At 45.3% G+C, this 16,860-nt stretch carries 10 protein-coding genes and 2 pseudogenes; 4 read left to right on the top strand and 8 right to left on the bottom strand.

Translation table 11 applies throughout. The features are described from left to right. Position 1: 1 nt before the first annotated feature. The 4 genes from WN53_RS29120 to WN53_RS08510 form a co-directional block, all read right to left on the bottom strand. Complete coding sequence (locus WN53_RS29120; protein WP_425313910.1) at positions 2-178, bottom strand: JAB domain-containing protein; 177 nt, start codon at positions 176-178, stop codon at positions 2-4. A gap of 114 nt (positions 179-292) precedes the next feature. Beyond that, positions 293-607 carry a hypothetical protein gene (locus WN53_RS08520; protein ID WP_024483211.1) on the bottom strand — a complete coding sequence of 105 codons (315 nt, stop codon included), beginning with the start codon at positions 605-607 and terminating at the stop codon, positions 293-295. Beyond that, positions 607-4,836, bottom strand: a complete 4,230-nt coding sequence (locus WN53_RS08515; protein ID WP_024483212.1) for an RHS repeat-associated core domain-containing protein — start codon at positions 4,834-4,836, stop codon at positions 607-609. Before WN53_RS08515 ends, WN53_RS08520 begins: the two co-directional genes overlap by 1 nt. Before the next feature lie 36 nt (positions 4,837-4,872). Continuing rightward, on the bottom strand, positions 4,873-5,307 hold the full coding sequence (locus WN53_RS08510; RefSeq protein WP_024483213.1) for a DcrB-related protein: 435 nt from the start codon (positions 5,305-5,307) through the stop codon (positions 4,873-4,875). 207 nt (positions 5,308-5,514) lie between these two features. On the opposite strand from WN53_RS08510, the gene WN53_RS27160 reads away from it, so the two are divergent. Together WN53_RS27160 and tnpA are read left to right on the top strand one after the other, a co-directional pair. Further along, positions 5,515-6,063, top strand: coding sequence for an SH3 domain-containing protein (locus tag WN53_RS27160; RefSeq protein WP_071784932.1), 549 nt, complete (start codon positions 5,515-5,517; stop codon positions 6,061-6,063). Positions 6,064-6,849: 786 nt separating this feature from the next. Next, positions 6,850-7,176 (top strand): annotated as a pseudogene (gene tnpA, locus WN53_RS08505) (IS200/IS605 family transposase); the annotation flags it as partial. A 131-nt stretch (positions 7,177-7,307) separates the two neighbouring features. On the opposite strand, the gene WN53_RS08500 reads toward tnpA, so the two are convergent. The 4 genes and pseudogenes from WN53_RS08500 to WN53_RS08485 all read right to left on the bottom strand — a co-directional run. Then, the gene (locus WN53_RS08500; protein WP_046808045.1) at positions 7,308-8,489 is read right to left on the bottom strand and encodes a phosphorylase family protein; all 1,182 of its coding nucleotides are present in this window, start codon (positions 8,487-8,489) and stop codon (positions 7,308-7,310) included. Then, positions 8,486-8,944: a response regulator gene (locus WN53_RS08495; RefSeq protein WP_024483216.1), complete on the bottom strand. Its 459-nt coding sequence runs from the start codon at positions 8,942-8,944 to the stop codon at positions 8,486-8,488. Before WN53_RS08495 ends, WN53_RS08500 begins: the two co-directional genes overlap by 4 nt. Continuing rightward, positions 8,925-12,278: an ATP-binding protein gene (locus WN53_RS08490; protein ID WP_046808044.1), complete on the bottom strand. Its 3,354-nt coding sequence runs from the start codon at positions 12,276-12,278 to the stop codon at positions 8,925-8,927. The genes WN53_RS08495 and WN53_RS08490 overlap by 20 nt, the downstream gene beginning before the upstream one ends. Before the next feature lie 20 nt (positions 12,279-12,298). After that, positions 12,299-12,691 (bottom strand): annotated as a pseudogene (locus WN53_RS08485) (helix-turn-helix domain-containing protein); the annotation flags it as partial. A gap of 429 nt (positions 12,692-13,120) precedes the next feature. Here WN53_RS08485 and WN53_RS08480 point away from each other — a divergent pair. Both WN53_RS08480 and WN53_RS08475 read left to right on the top strand, forming a co-directional pair. Continuing rightward, positions 13,121-15,277: an AAA family ATPase gene (locus tag WN53_RS08480; protein WP_024483220.1), complete on the top strand. Its 2,157-nt coding sequence runs from the start codon at positions 13,121-13,123 to the stop codon at positions 15,275-15,277. Further along, positions 15,274-16,593 carry an McrC family protein gene (locus WN53_RS08475; RefSeq protein ID WP_024483221.1) on the top strand — a complete coding sequence of 440 codons (1,320 nt, stop codon included), beginning with the start codon at positions 15,274-15,276 and terminating at the stop codon, positions 16,591-16,593. The genes WN53_RS08480 and WN53_RS08475 overlap by 4 nt, the downstream gene beginning before the upstream one ends. Positions 16,594-16,860: the final 267 nt, after the last annotated feature.

The following is a 16,860-nucleotide window of genomic DNA, read 5'->3' as shown; positions in this document are numbered from 1 at the left end:
TTTAATCAACAAATACATAAGGATAGACTGTAACCGGCCCTTTGGATTCACCATGGCCCAAAACGATATGGCCAAGAGTTCTCACTTCTAGCAGTAACAACGCATCCTGCAGATGCTTAGTGATATGGTGGCCAACCACGCTGGGCTTTGCCACGTCTGAGGGATAGTTATGTGACACAGCGACAGCGACTACATTATAAATAAGCGCCGTTTTCACGATTTACCGCGTATCGGCTTTTTAAAGAGGTGAAGATAAAACCTATATTTTTATTTACCTCAACTCACTTAAAAATCAAGACAATGCACTTACAAACTCCTTCATAGTGGTCTTCCATTCTTTTGTGTTTATTTTTTTAAAATACAGCTCAAGACCCAAGCTTTCTTCTTCAACATAAAGAATATCAGATAAATTTGTTGTTCGCCTTCCTAAATAATCAAACAAGCAGAATCTTAACAATCTCTTTTTCTCTTTATTTTCATTTAGCAAGGTCCATTCAACCGCTTCATCTTCCACATAAAAAAAATCACCTTTACTATTTTCTGTAGAAACTTTCCAGCCAGCATCTTCAAGAGCATCTTTTAACTCAATCATTCTAGCTCTAGTCATTATAAACTCTCCCAAAAACCCTTTGGAGGCGATATGCCACTAGACTCCAATCCATTCATAACACGAGATTTAGTCATTGGCTTTGCCCCATCCTTCCAAGTATCAATAGAAACAATTTGCCCTTTTTTATCTGTAATAGTTAGGCTATAAGAATCATCCCCTACTTTACGGACATAGTATTTTGAATCTGGGGATCTTCCACCTCCCTTCAGTTCTATACCATCCGCTATATTTTTCTGCCCTCTTTTTAAATATTGTTCAGGCGTCAAATTTGAGTGTCTCCGAGCATGATCCTTAAGCCCAGAATCCCCATCTTTAAATACCCGTCTTTGTTTCCATTTTGGCCCACAACTCAACCCGAGGGGATCAATCCACCCTAGCGGATTTGGTGCGTACTGATAAAGGTTCAACCCTCCCGCTAAACCGAGAGGATCTGGCGTCGTGAATCTGCCTACTTCCGGCGCATAATACCGGTGAGTATTATAGTGTAGTCCGGTCTCTTCATCCAGATATTGCCCGGCATAACGCAGTGGTTGGCGGAATCGGCCCAACGGCTGGCTGAAATTGCGCCACATCGCATCGGTCTGCCGTGCCACCTGACCAAAAACCCCATACTGCCCCGACCAAACCATATCACCCTGCGCGTTGGTCACTTCCTGTGGTGAACCATTCAAGTCGGTGTGATACCAGTAAAGCTTGTCCCCACTGTAATGCCGTTCAATGCAGGCTAGCGGCGTGTAGGCTTCGTTCGGGTCATAGCAGTAGGTTTGCTGGTGATCGTCAGTACGGCTTTGCAGCAACCGCAATCCTTGCCACAAGAAATGGGTCTCACGCCGTTCCTGACGGAGGGTCACCACCTTACTGGACCGGCGACCCAGCGCATCATAGTGGTACTGCGCTTCAAACAGTCCCTTCGGCCCGTCACCTTTCGCCCCCACCAGACGGTTATCTGCATCATAGCGATAGTGCTGGCTGCCGGGACCTTTCTGCCTGACCGACATATTGCCGAAGGCATCATACTGATACTGCCATTCTTCCCAGCGGGTCAACCGGTTATCACTATAAGGCTGGCTGCCACGGACATACGGTGAACTTTCCGGAGTCAATAATGGCAGTAGCAAGGCGTTATCAGCCTGGTCATAATGCACAGAGGTCTGATCGCTTTGTGCCGAATAGACGCTACGTAACCGACCCTCAACATCATAACCATAGCTCAGCATGCCCCGATTACTGTCTTCCACAGCAGCCAGTTCATGCAGATCGTCATAATGATAAGCTCGCCACAGAATCCCTTGCTCTGGGGACGTAAGTGCGTCGGTGAGGCGATTGCTGATACTGCTCTGCCACTGGCGACGACCCAGGCGGTCATATTGCCGGTGCTGCGTCAAAGCCCCCTGAGTACGGCTTGTCTCACGGTGCAGTGCATCACGTTCAAACTCGCTGATGATCTGGTCATTGAAACGGATGGCAGTGACGTGCCCAGAACCGTAATGCAGCCACTGGAACTGGTCATCGTTCGGCAGGCCGAGTGTAGTCAGGTTACCCAGCGCATCATACTGATAGCTCAGTGCTTCTACGCCGTTATGCTCTCGAGTCACCCGACCTAACGCATCCCGTTCAAAACTCACGGTATTGGGCTGGATACCCAGCTTCTCACCGTGCTCGGTCGGAATTCGGCTGGCACTGAGCAGGCTGCCCAATACATCCCACTGGTATATGACCTGCTCGGTCTGCGTTTGGCGCGCAATAACCTGGCCTGCCGCATCGTAGGCTAGTTGGCTGACTTTCTCTGGGTGGTGCCCTTCGTCGTCTGCAGTACCACGCTGTACGACTTCGGCAACCTGCCCATCGGCATTAAAACGGTAACCGTAGCGGGTATCGTCCGGGCGGTGCTCTTCTTGCAGGCGACCTTCCGCATCACGGGTAAAGCGATAGATACCGCCGTTGGCGTTATCCAGGCTGAGCAAGTGGCCTTCCACGTCATAATCGTAACGCAGGGTGCGGTTCAGGCGGTCGGTAGCGCTCAGGGTTTGCCCGCGTGCGTTGTAATGCCAGTGGCGCGGCAGGTTTTGCCCCTGCTGATGGCTGAGCAGCAGCCCCGCATCAGACCAGTCAAACTGCTCCGTTGAACCATCCGGCAGGGTCAGTGTGACCAGTTGGCCTGCGTCGTTATACTGGTAGTGAGTTTCCTGCTGCAATGCATCGCGGCGGGAGACCATCTGCCCCAGCGTATCATAGCGCCAGGCAGTGGGCTGGCCGGAACAGTCAGTGTAGCCTGTCAGTTGCCCCTGGCTATTCCAGCTTAACTGGCTTTCGCCACCCCGCGCATCGGTGACGCGGTCTGGCAGCAGCGTATGGATGTGTGGATAGTGATAGTGCGTCGATTGCAACAACCGGTCGGTTTCCTGCACCACCCGGCCCTGTTCATCCCAGACGGTACGTTCTGCAATGCCATCTGGCCAGAATACAAAGGTCTGTCGATCGCTGTTGCGTTGGTACTGCCAACGCGTAGTGGCTCCGTTGGCATCGGTGACGGACACCAGCCTGCCCAGTTCATCCCACTGGCATTGGCGCAGATGGCCCAGCGGCGAGCGGTAACCGGCGGGGAGACCGGTTTCATCCCACAGCATCTGATGCTGGTTGCCGGTACGGTCGGTGTAACGGCTGACGCGACGGTGTTCGTCCAGTTCCCACACCGCCTGACTGCCATCCTGGTAGGTCGCGGTGCGTAGATTGCGTTCTTCTTCATAGGCCAGCCGATAGCCATCACCCTCGCTGGTGTGGTGTTCGGTGACACACCAGATATCTTCCATTTCCTGCCACTGGTAATCGCAGCGAAACCCGGTGGCATTCTCATGCCATAGCAGCAAACCATTCTGCTCATCCCAGCCAAAGCGACGCATCACTGCGTCACCCCGGTGTTGCACCGCGACCAGTTGACCCGCTTCGTTATATTGATAACGGACACGCTGCACCTCACCCGCCAGAGTTTGCTGCCACACGGCAGTCAGACGGTTGAGTTCGGAGTGATATTCACAACGCAGGGCCTGGCCACCGGTACGGGTGATGATGTCCATCTGCCGTTGTTCGTTGTAGTGGAATGACTGCTGGTTGCCGACGTTGTCGCTGATGGCACTCAGGGGAGCTCGGCCCTCGGCGTCGAAGGCCGGATAGTGATAACGCAGTTCACCGGCATCGCTGATACACCACGTGCCATCTTCCTTATGCGTAAGCCAGCACTGCTGATCGGGGCAGAAGGTACGATGGCCAACGGGTACCTCAGGGAACGGGATAAAATCCCCATAGGTGTTACGCCACAAGATGCCCTCTTCCACCTGCCGCAGTTCGCTTTCCCAGAACAGGCTCCAGCCCAGCCCCAGTACGCTCTCCGCTGCATGGCTGCTGAGATAACTACGTTGCCAGAACAACGGCAATTCACCATCGAGGGTGAAGTCCAGGTCATCGTCGTCATTGAGGAATTTTTGCCCGCTAGTCACATCTACCGGGTTGGCCAGAATACCGATCACTGGAACGACTATCGCCAGCGGCCCCAGCCAACAGAGCACTTTGGCTACCTTGCTGGCCCCCGGAATTTTGCTCATCAGACGCTCTACAGCACCAGGCCCACGCCCCGCAGCCCCTTTCGCACTGACCAGACCGGCTATAAGCATCGTCAGGTCTGAAACGGTGTAGGCCCATTCAGGGATTTCCGGGCTGATGTTTTCCGTGGTGGTTGTGCCACCGCCGATAAACACGTTGGAGGAACCGGCCAGGATGGTCGCATCGCAGGTAGTTTTATCGCCCTTGCGGGCGGCTGGCTGGCCGTTGATGAACACCGAGGAAGAGCCCTGCGCCACCTGCTGCACCTTGTCCTTGTCACAAGCGACGGTGCTCAGGGTAGCTACGGCAGCAGCCTTGCCATTGATAAAAACATTGCCCGAGCCGGTGATAATCGTCCCGCTGGGGCTCATCGAGCTGGCTCCGGCCTCGATACATGCATCCCGCGCCTTTTCCCCCAGGGCATTGGCAGCCATGCCAACCGCGATCCCGGCACCAATCAGCAAAAAGCCCACGCCAAGACAGGCAGACGCACACCCTGCACCAATCAACATGCCGCCCAGGATACCCCCAGCCACGTTGATCAGGCCACCTAGGATCGTGCCGCCAATCAACCCGGCGAGAGCCCCCGAATGGCCGATGGCATCACCGACGCGTGCAGCTTCCAGCATGGTATTCGCTCCTGTCCTTGGTCGAAATGTGGGGTGTTACGGGTGTTGGTAACTGCTAAGACAGGCTGAGAAGAAAGCTTCATCCTGCTCGGTCAAGGCCTGAGAGCTCGCCAGCGTGAAAATCAACACGTTAGAAGCCGTAACAGGGAATACCGCCTGACGTTGGTGCAGGGTCTGGCCCTTTTGCGGATGATAGCGGGAAAGCAGCGTAATGCCGTGGAACAGGTCATCACCCAATACGGCGGGCTGTTCGTCGAGAGCCTGGTACTTGCGCAAGCCTTTTTGCAACACCTCTCGCTGGCGGGCCAGGTAGGCGGTAAAGTCTTCGTCGGGGCGCAATTGGTCACGGGAGATGTTAAGCGATGGCCCGGATGGCGCGATCAGAATATTGACGGTCTGCTCACGGTATCCAGCAGGCAAGGTAATGCTACCTTCAGTGAAAACACAGCGGGGTTCTGAAACCTGGGTCATCCTTGTACTCCATGGCTAAATCCTGATTTAATGACCCATACATTTATCACAATGCGAGTGGTAAGTGATAGTCAAACGAGGAAAAAACGTAAGAAAACCTTTAGGTTTCACTTGATGTCCGATGTACAAAATGTATGACAAACGACACATTTTTAGCACACCTGTTTGCGGTATATTGTTTTTTCACATACGAGGGATAGGTGTGGAATGAAAAATAAAACTGTTGGATTCATGGTTATTCTTTTTTTCTTTTGGCTTTTTGCGAAAAATGATAAAACACAAACAAGCAATGCCACCCCACTCTCAAAACCTAATCCGCCGTCAACTCTTACCACCCAAAATTCATTATCAAATATACTTACTGATGATAAATCGAAAACATATTACATTAATACCGACACCTTGAAAGTGCGTAATGCTCCTAACGGGAATACGATTCAATCTCTAAAGCGAGGAGCCCAAGTAAAAGTGTATGAACAGGTTTCTTCATGGAGCAGGATAAGCAAAGATCAAAAGGAAGAGCGTTGGGTATCTACTAGTTATTTATGTGAAACCTCAGAATGTTACATAAAAAGAGCTCCATACCAACCTACGCCTATTCCAAAGCAACAACGAATTGAACAGCCAAAAACCCCTCGGAGTCAGCAGATCCATTATAGTCCCTCTTGTTCTTGTTCATCAGGCAACGTATGTATAGGACCCAGAGGAGGACGTTACTGTATTACATCTGGTGGGAATAAACGCTATGGTGTTTGAAGTGTAACTTGATATGCTAATCCTCTAGCAACAAATTTTACAGAGGCTATTTATGGATACTAAAAACCAAATTGATATGGAAAAAGTCAGGAAGGAAGCAACTAAAAAAGTGGGATTCCTTATGAAGGGGCTCAATAAAAAACCTCCCTGGTATAACCGAAGGTTCTGCTGCTGGGGCAGGAGCTGCCAACAGCAACCTACTGGCGGCTATGAGCGAAGAGCGGAAGTTCACAATTCTTATCCCCGTTGATGAAGAAATTACTACCATTGCCATGTATTAATCAGCGAGGAGCAGGTCACTTTTCTGCAAAATCCTCTTCGCGTTTATGCTTAAGTTTATCGAGTCGCCCTGCAAGCAGGTGTGTTATCACGCCGCCCGTGAAGCTCGCCCCTGGGCATTCACCGCGACAGCACCTTCACCAAGGCTAAAAATCCCTCCACACTGTCAACCATTATCATTATCTCATTAATGTTGTTTGACTCAGGGAGCAGGACACAAAAGATCATAGGGGTTTTAATCATCTAGCTTACATTTTGACAATTACTAGCCATAAAAAATGCTAATTACTGAAAGTCATAAACTAACAATGAGATACTCACTTACATGGAAAATGAAGAGGCCCTGAATGCCTCTTCACTACTTGTGAAGAGAAAACCTCCAGCTAGGCTGGAGGTTCCGTAAAGCTTTCAGCTTTGAGCCAGTTATAAAAACCCCTTTTGATTTGTTAAAACAGTTTGCGGTCTGGCAACTGCAAACGTTCAACAAGAAATCAAAAGGGGGTCCCTATGAGGGACGAAAAGAGCTTAGCGCACACGAGATGGAACTGTAAATATCACATAGTATTTGCGCCGAAGTACCGAAGACAGGTGTTCTACGGGGAAAAGCGCAAAGCGATTGGCAGTATCTCAAGAAAGCTGTGCGAATGGAAGAACGTGAATATTCTGGAGGCGGAATGCTGTGTGGATCATATCCATATGCTTCTGGAAATCCCACTCAAGATGAGTGTGTCGGGTTTTATGGGATATCTGAAGGGGAAGAGCAGCCTGATGCTTTATGAGCAGTTTGGCGATTTGAAGTTCAAATACCGTAACAGGGAGTTTTGGTGTCGAGGGTAGCCCGTTTACGGGCCGTAAGTAATCCATAGATGCAAATGTCAGATCGCGATGCGCCTGGCAAGAGAGCCTTATAGGCGCATATGAAAAACCTCCGGCTATGCCGGAGGATATTTATTTTATTCGATAAATCAAATACTCAAATAATTTTTTATAAAATCAATTGCTACAGATGCACTGGTGTATGAAGAATACTTTTGAACATCATCAGATTTTTTAGTATTACCAAAATCACAAACTGATTTTATCACTACGCATGGAATATCATAAGCATGTGATGCCGCCATCACACCATACGATTCCATTTCGATAGCAGTAAGCTTTCTATGATCTTCATTTATTTCATCAACAGCAAGTTGAGTAGATATTACCGACGAGCCGCAGGCCATTGGCGCAATTTTCAGAGAAGGAATTTTTGTGATATCATTACCTGACCAGTTTAAAGGTAAAGATTTCATAAACTGAACATCTTTTGATATCAATTTAAACCCTTCCTTCAATTTTCTGTTAAGTGGTAACTGGTGAGGATCAGGAAGAAATATTTTCTCACCTGATTTTTCAGACAGCTTTCCAGCCCCCCAATCCCAAACTGGATCACCTACAATAATATCGCCCAAATCTGTCCTCCCATCAACTCCAGCACAAATACCAGTCATGAGGATATATTTAGGGCTAAACTTGTTTATTATACGTGTAGTTAATGAGGCCGACCATGAGAGGCCCATTCGTTCAGCAGAAGCACAAACTATGCTTATTTTTTTATTAGATTTATTTTTAATCGAAAACCTATAATAGGAGTGACCTTCAAGAACAAATTTTATTGGTTCTTGTACCAACTTAAGTAGTTCGTCAAGCTCTGGATCTTCCAAGGCTGTGATAATGGCGACATCTGGGTGATAATAATTATTATTATCATTAGCTGACTCGATTTTATTAATCAGTATGGTTTGCCAAGCGCTTGTATCGCGGTTTAGGTCAAATAAATACCACCCATGTTTAGCAAATGCAGATTGATGCTCAGAAGCATCGGAAGAATTAGAAGTCAATCCAAATATATACCTAGGGACAATAATATCACTGAAATTTTCAATTTGGTGTAATAATTCAACTCCTCCAGATGTATTGATATCTCCACCATCAACATCTGGAATTTGAATATCAATAATAATTAAATCATAGGTATTTTTATTCAATTCTTCAATAGCGCTCTGAACAGAAATAACCTTTTTTAATGAAAAGTTATCATAATCTCTAGTTATCTTATGAATAAGATTCAACTTTTCATAATTATCTTCCACTAATAAAGCTCTCATTTCAAAACCTCTTCAATTTTAATTTTAAGATTAGTCTTCCATTCATTCGAGGTAGAGCGGAAGTAGATCGCTCCAAAATATATATCTGAATGTTTTTCTAGAAGCCTTTTATCGAGTGATTCTAATGAAAAAGAATCATCCCCTTCATCAAACTTATCAAATTGCGTTACCACAATAACGGGCACATCAATATCAAGTATCGTCATTTGAGCTAAAAAATCTTCACCAGCATAGCTTTCTGGTATACCTCCGGCAGGATCTTTATCAGAAACATCATAACTGGGCATGCTCATATCTAACAAAATGAGATTATATCCAGTATTATCTAATAGCTCAAAGGTACCACTCGATAGTGACTCTTTCCATACCACATTTGCTATGTGTAATCCCTCAGAAAGGAAATTGCAAATTGCATTAGCCTTGTAGGAATCATCTTCAATTAAAAGAATTTTCATTATAGGTTATCCCTTTTGCATTTTTAAAAGATACAGATGCTGAAAATTTATCTTGAGATAAGTAATTTAAATTAACAAATTCTCTAGTTTCCAATTCATATCTAATCGCGCTTTTAATTTTAGCTATTCCAGTATTCCCTTCCTTTTGGATAAGTTCTTTTAATTGTTCAGCGGTAAGGTTTTTACTGTACCGTTTTAAATCTTCATTATGAGATAAAAAACCCTCTTCTACTTGGCAAGTGTTTATAACTTCCAAGACTAAAGAGCCATTTTCTTTGTTTACATAACAATCAATTTTTATATCAACTTCACTAAGATGAAGTTTTGAATATTTTATAGCATTATTAACAAGATTAAAAAATACATCAACAACTGATGAGAGTACATGATAGCTTATTTTAATATTTGCTTGATCATCTAAAGATAAATTTTCAATTTGCACCATATTTTCAATTATACCCACAACCACTTCAAGATCATAACTTTCTTCATGAAAATCCTGCTTCAAAGCAAACCAACCAATTATGACATCCAATTGGTTAAAAGTATGTTGTTTTGAATTGGTTATTAATCTTGAAAACTCATAAGGTATTTTCACTCCCATCTCTGTTTCAAGTAAAAAAACATCATTCTCGAAATTATCAAACAAAAGCTCCAATCTTTTTTTTGTATTACTTTCTAACAAGTTAGATATCTCCTCGCATGATTTGAGAAGTTTATCCTCAACATAATCGTCTAGGACTGAACAGCACTCTAAAAATGATTGAGCATCTTCAATTTTGCGCGTTACCTCCTTTAAATCATCCAACGTTATGCTAAAATCAAATCTTTTCCCTTGTTTTTCATTGTGATCATTGGTGATTTGAATCCATACATTTACTATTTCATTAAAAATCAAATTAAGCTCTTTCTTGAAGTGAAGTCTTTTAGATATTATTTTATTTATTACTTCATCCTCTAGACCTTTAACTAAATTGTAGAATACATGGTCATTATCACTATCGTCTGTGGGAAGAAATCCATTGCTAACTAAATTACTTGTAACCGTTGAATATAACGTGCCGTGTCTGATCCTTGTGCTTAGGTAAGTATTCAAGCCTTTGACACCAAAACAGTATTCCTCAATGTAATTTTTTAACATTTGGAAAACAGCTTTACTTCTATAGTCTTTGCCTAATGAAGCATATTGTAATATATGAGAAGGTACGATTTTCAAACCAAGAGAAGATACAGTTGTATTCTTTTTATCAGACAAATCGACTTTAGTTAAAGCATCTTCAATTTGATTATCTAAAAAAGAGGTCATTTCAGTATGTTGATTAAGGAAATCGTTATACCACGAACTAAGGCTATCCCATGAGTTATTTAAAATATAATCCTTGTCAGCATAAATTTTTGAGCTATTAACTTGTTTTTCAGCAACCTCTAAAACTTTGCGTTTAGAAAGTGCCTTTGATTCGTTTATAAGTTTATCTAAATTCCCCAACTTGTTACTAACAAGTACGTTACATATTTTAATTCTTTCATCATATGCATCTGTTTGGCTACGGTATAATAATGATTTTGTGAGCATTTCCTTCGAACATACATCCGATAAAAAATACACACTTTTCCAGTCACTCTCCTCAAAAATAATTTCTGATGGATGATTAAGATTGAGGGCCCTTATTGTTTTGCCAATCGAAACCCCTGTTGCGCTTTGATTCATCTTTTTATCTACAAAACTATCCTTACATAGGTAAAGACAAATAGGTATGTTAATACTCGTGGAGTTCTTAGCTGATTTTTCAAGTTTTTTGTAGAATTCTTTTGTTATGAAGTAATTTATGGCAGATGGATACTTCTCAAAATTAATTAAAAATTGATCGCAAGCCAAATTTAATTGATTATCCTTAGCTTTAACTTTTATATACAATTGAGAAAGTTCTTTATCCTGAATCGTTTTAACCTCATCAAGCAAAGAAGACGCACCTGAGAAATCACCATTATTTATCAAGTCTATAACTCTATATTTTATATGCCTTTCAGAAATTGGGCAGAACTGATTACCAGCAATCATGTTGAAAAGGCTATTAGTGGAACCATAGTCTTCAATTAAATTTTCGTCAACAGAAATATTATTGAGATATTTTATCTTTAGAGGAGTCGGTTCCTTAGAGAAAATAACTTCAGCTTGGTTTACATAGCCCTCTTTTTCGCTGTAAAAACCTTTAGTTTCTACTTTCAATTTATGCTTTACAATCAATAGTGGAAGAATCCCTCTGAATGCCAAATTAATATTACTAAGAACTGATACTGATTGACTGAAGTTAACATCTTTCTCATAAACGTTAGCCATCAGATTTGCTAGCTTATCAAATAAATCCTTCTCTTCTAACCTATTATCTGAGTAAGATAAAGACTTTGATAGAATATTAAACTTTGATATATCGAATTCTTTATCCTTTTTCATCTCATTTATTACAAAATCATATTTACCATCAGTGTATTTATCATATAAATTCATATTACTTGAATCACATTTTACATTTGAAGCATTAATTAGAAGATAATGCTCTATTTTTTTTGTAAATTCGAGTGAGCTATTGGCATAAGGTTCAAAAGCCAAGTCATATTTTAAAATTGAAAGATAGCAAAATAATTCGAATGCTTTATAAAGATCAATTAGTGTTGATGAAATCTCGTATCGTATAACATCAAAAAGGTCAAATGTTGTAGAGCTACTATCAAAACCATAGACTCGATAGTTAAACAAACTAAAAATACTATCCTTTTTATATTCTGCATCAATATCTTTATACTCTATCACATAGCCACAGTCGATATCGACAATATTGTTAACATGCATTTTAAGAAACACATTATCAATTGTATTATATTTATCTAATGGAATGACACATTCTTCATTATTCAACGTTTGGATATTATACTTCTGACTTGTACTCCAATAGCTCTCCCCAAACTCTAACTCTATTTCATTTATCACATTTAAAGCATCAACTTTATTTTTAAAGAGGAGGTGGTTAAGAAACCTTTCTTCAAATTTAAGAAATGTTTTTATTTCACTTAGGTTAGATAATAGGAGACCTTCTGCATAACCGATAAGCTTATCACTTTCAACTTCTTTTAAATATGCTGGTAAATAAGTTTTGCAATCGCTTAAGGAGCGGTTTATAAGAGCGAGTTTTCCTATAAAAGGAAATTTTCCTTGAGTTGTCGAAGCAAAGGTTTTGATATTTGAAGCAGACAAATCATTAAATGCTTTCTCTATAATTTTATCTTTATCGTTTGAACTTCTCAGAATTCGGTCAACAACGCTAAGTTTTTTTTTCACAAAATATCCTTAAATGTTTTAGCGGAGGTGGGTATCGTAAGTTGCCCAATAGCAGGAATTTTAACTTTTATAAGTTCTGGGCATGAGCCCGCTGGGGACAGAGACCAACGGGTAATGCCTGGCTGTTCATCTATCCAATGCAACTGCTGATGAGCAAAGAGCACAAATGAGTTCTGATGTAGCGCAAGCTCTGAGAATTGCTTTGATAGCTTAATATTCATGGCGTTAGCCAAACGACTAAGGATAGTTGCGCTGGGACTGGAGGTGCCTCGTTCAACCTTGCTAATCATGGCCTGACTGACACCTAATCTTTGAGCAAGTTCTGTTTCACCCAAGTTGCGAGCCTTTCTGTGTTTAAGCAATAAACGTGCGATTTCACTATTTACCACTTGATTTTTATAGGTTTTATCCATTCTCTCCCTCACTTTCGCCAGCCTGATTATGCCATTACATAAATTAGGCTGAAATAAATGATTTTGTAAGTCTAAAAAATTCAGTCTTTCTATGAGTAGATCATCGCCTCTACGTACTTACGGCATCATTAGAGCAAGATTTTGCAACCATAACGTCCGCTTCTGGCACAAGGCTGCTGTTGCAGCCGTGACAATCTTAGACTTCAATCGACCCAGAGATTTCTAATGCATCATCGACTTCAATGCCCAGATGACCCACATGTATCGGCCATCAGAACGCCTAATACTCCGCCCGGCTGCCAAGTTTGATGTTTACACGTAAACACTGCATAACAATATCACTCGCATTACACAATATCCTTGCTGGTCCTCCCATCATCCACGATGATAGCTATCAGTGAGTTAACGTTAAATGAGAGGACATCGGGAATGCTCGAAGTTGAATTTCGGGAATGGCTGGAGATCAGAGGAGCCAAAACACAAGCGAGCCTCAACTCTCGTATTTATGCGGTCAAAACTATCGAAAAAAATCTCGCCGCGCTGGGTTCCCCTCATGCAAATTTGGATGCAGCCTACAAGGCGGATGGATTTACGCAATTGCGTCAACGGATCAAACAGATTCGCCGCGATGCTAAAGACAACGGCGACGACTATCGACTGCTGATGCCCGACTCAGAACAGCCGTTTAACCGATTGTCCAACTGGAACAGCTGGCTCGGACAATATGGACGCTTCCTTGGCGGCGATGACTCTCAGGCCGACGATATCCGGGATTATGTCCTGGAAAATTACATCACCCCGGCCCGCGAACGCGGTGATGCGAGTGTGACCGTGGTAGTTGGCCCTCTGAATAATGAAATGGGTCTCAACATGGCATGGCCGAACATCTGTCAGGCCCTTGATGGACAAAAATTTCAGGAGCTGGCTGACGTTCCCCCTCCAGTGACGGAAGGGCCTAAAAAGAGCACAACCCGGAAATACACATTCATACTTACGGAAGGAGGCAATCTGGTGGTCCAAACTAAACCAACGCCGACTAACCTTATTTTTTACGGCCCTCCCGGTACCGGTAAAACCTATCACACGGCAAGGGAAGCCGTAGCGCTCTGCGATGGAGAAGCCGCTTATCCGGAGTCAAAGGATGCGCGCGCAGCCCTGATGGCGCGTTATAACGAACTGATGGCAGAAAAGAGGATCTCTTTCGTCACCTTCCACCAGAGCTATGACTACGAAACCTTCGTTGAGGGCCTTCGTCCGGAAATCGGTGAAGATGAGTCTTCGTCGGCAGGATTCAGACTCGCGCCCACACCGGGGCTCTTCAGGGAAATTTGCGCCCTTGCCGATCAGGCCAGAACTCAGACCCGTGTGCAGACGGACGCCTCGGCACTCCAGCTATCTCAAAGACGCTTCTGGAAAATGGGGCAAGGGGCTATTGGCACAGAAGACGATGTCTATGAAGAGGCGCGGGCCAACGGCTATATCGCTCTGGGTTGGGGTGGGAACATCGACTGGAGCGCAGATAAATTTTCATCGTTAAGCGCGATTCATGATGAATGGATCAAGCAAAATCCGGGGAACCAGACGCCAAGTAACTGGACGCAAACCTATCCCTTCCGTTGCGAAATGAAACCTGCCGATATCGTGATTGTCCCTTACGGAAACACCGCGTTTCGTGCTATCGCTGAAATCACAGGCGATTACTATTTCGTATCTGAAGCCGAAGGCTACTATGCCCACCGCCGCCCTGTACGCTGGCTACTGACTCTCGATGAACCACTCCCGCTCGATACTATTGTTGATGGTAACTTCACGATGCGGACGCTCTATTCGCTCCCCACCAGTCGTGTGAATCTCCCGGCATTGGGCAGGCTGCTCTCGAATACAGAAAATCAGGCTAACGATCCCGATGTTGAAGGGCAGCCAGAGCAGTTCGTCCTCATTATTGATGAGATCAACCGGGCGAATATCTCGAAAGTGTTCGGCGAGCTGATTACGTTAATCGAACCGGACAAACGCCTCGGCATGCCTGATGCGCTCACCGTGACGCTGCCGTATTCGAAAAAGAAAGACTTTGGCATTCCCGCCAACCTTCATATCATCGGCACAATGAATACTGCCGATCGCTCTATCGCCTTGCTCGATACGGCATTACGGCGACGATTCAACTTCCGGGAAATGGCTCCCGATGCAAGTCTGCTAAGTGAAGTAGACGGTATCGATCTCACCGCTGTCCTGACCACCATCAACCAGCGAATCGAATATCTTATCGGCCGGGAATATCGCATTGGACACGCCTTCTTTATCAATTGTGAAACCAGGGAACAGGTTGAAGATGCTGTGCGCAATAAGGTCATTCCACTGTTACAGGAGTATTTCTTCGAGGACTGGAGCCGAATCGCGACAGTGCTGGGCGATGGGTTCATGCAGGAATATCAGATCTTACCGCCGCCAGGAATTGAGGGGGAGCCGTTATCAAGCTGGTCGGTATGTGCACCGTTCAAAGATGACGCCTTTGGCCAACTGGTAGATAAAACCAGAGCGCTTAACGCTACCGCTCTCAAGAGGGCCGGTGAAGCGGAAAAATGACGCACCTCACGGTTCACGAATGGGGTGGTGTCTGCGTGGGCACGGAAAGCAGTACAAACGCCCCTCATGCTTTTACCCGCACTCAGGCTAACGCGTTACTTGCGGCGGCGCGTACGCATCCGCTGGCAAATCGTCACGGTACCAATATCTTAATCGATCACCATAACAAAATAATTGCCGGGCAAATGGTTGGGGTCATTGCCGCTCCGGGGTGTAGCCTTGAGATCCTGCCCAAGATCGACGACGAAAACGCCACAACCCGCCACCGCCTGATACGCATGCTCGATGTCGCCTTCGAGCTTAAACTCGGCAATGGACAAGCCGCAACAATGGCGCGACAAGCTGAAAGCTTGCTTGACATACTTATCCGCCTGTTCGCCGAGCGACTCTTAGCCGAAGTACTGCGGGGGTTGCCGCGCGCCTATCTGGCGCAGGAAAACGATTTACCCGCATTGCGCGGAAGGCTCAATATCAAGCGGCAATTCACTACGCTTGCCGTACGCCCTGACCGCCTCGCCTGTCGTTACGACGTGCTGTCAGCCGATACCGCCCTGCTCCGTATTATGAAGGCGTGCGTAGTCCTGCTTCGCCACTATGCCCGAGCGGCGGATACGCTCCGTCGGCTGAACGAGCTGCGCAGCCTGCTGGTAGAGGTTAGCGACGTCCCCTTAAGTCACCTTCCGTGGTCACAGGTGCGGATCGACAGAACCAATAACCGCTGGGAAACACTCTACAATCTGGCGCGCCTCCTCCTGAAACGCAATTGGCAGGCAACACACCACGAGAGCCTGGCACAGCATGGGATCACACTGCTTTTCCCAATGAACGACCTGTTCGAGGCCTATATTGCGGCACTAGCGAAGCGTGCTGTACGCGGTACGAAATGGACGGTCCGTGCCCAGGCTGGCGGATTGTATTGTCTGAGTGAGGACGGAAAAGAGGGCAAACCGCGCTTCCAGACCCGGCCGGATCTGCTTATCGAGCGGGACCGCCAGACTGTGATGATCATAGACACTAAATGGAAGCGTATTGGGCTTCATCCCGAAGATACCAGGAGTGGCGTATCGCAGGCCGATGTCTACCAGATGATGGCCTATGCTCGACTTTATCACTGCCCGCAAGTCATGCTCCTCTATCCGCATCATGCAGGTCTGGGAGCCAAGATACTGAACGCAGGCTATAGGATTTTAGCGGGCGAAGAACGATTACAGGTGGCGAGTGTCGATCTGGTTCCCGATGAGGCCGCCATTGTTGAGCAGTTAATTCACCTTATCGCCATCAACACGCATAGGGGAGATGGGATTGGCGCACCTTGAGACCTGGCACTCTTAATAAATCTAACCCATGAGCCAAGCTTACGTTTACATTACCACTTAAATGCGCCCCAATAGTTCGGATTTTCGCCCCAAACAAAAAGAGGACAAGCCGAGGAGATAAGATATCTGCTTTGAGCGAGAAGCGGAAGTTCGCATTTGTCATAACCGCCGGGATGTAGGACTAACATTGGCGTGTGATAATCAACCGGGAGCTGGTCAGTACTCTTCGTGAACGCCGTTAAAGGTATCTCAGCACTACAACTATCC

The sequence above is a fragment of the Serratia fonticola genome (assembly GCF_001006005.1).
GTDB classification, from domain to species: Bacteria; Pseudomonadota; Gammaproteobacteria; order Enterobacterales; family Enterobacteriaceae; genus Chania; species Chania fonticola.
The sequence above is the reverse complement of the archived record's forward strand: the minus strand, read 5'-3'. Positions and strand labels throughout refer to the sequence as shown.

What these genes read in the sequence shown, in the direction of transcription:
- WN53_RS27160 (WP_071784932.1), top strand. Translation starts at nt 5,515, where the DNA reads ATGAAAAATAAAACTGTTGGATTCATGGTTATTCTTTTTTTCTTTTGG.
- WN53_RS08500 (WP_046808045.1), bottom strand. Translation starts at nt 8,489, where the DNA reads ATGAGAGCTTTATTAGTGGAAGATAATTATGAAAAGTTGAATCTTATT.
- WN53_RS08520 (WP_024483211.1), bottom strand. Translation starts at nt 607, where the DNA reads ATGACTAGAGCTAGAATGATTGAGTTAAAAGATGCTCTTGAAGATGCT.
- WN53_RS08475 (WP_024483221.1), top strand. Translation starts at nt 15,274, where the DNA reads ATGACGCACCTCACGGTTCACGAATGGGGTGGTGTCTGCGTGGGCACG.
- WN53_RS08495 (WP_024483216.1), bottom strand. Translation starts at nt 8,944, where the DNA reads ATGAAAATTCTTTTAATTGAAGATGATTCCTACAAGGCTAATGCAATT.
- WN53_RS08510 (WP_024483213.1), bottom strand. Translation starts at nt 5,307, where the DNA reads ATGACCCAGGTTTCAGAACCCCGCTGTGTTTTCACTGAAGGTAGCATT.
- WN53_RS08515 (WP_024483212.1), bottom strand. Translation starts at nt 4,836, where the DNA reads ATGCTGGAAGCTGCACGCGTCGGTGATGCCATCGGCCATTCGGGGGCT.
- WN53_RS08480 (WP_024483220.1), top strand. Translation starts at nt 13,121, where the DNA reads ATGCTCGAAGTTGAATTTCGGGAATGGCTGGAGATCAGAGGAGCCAAA.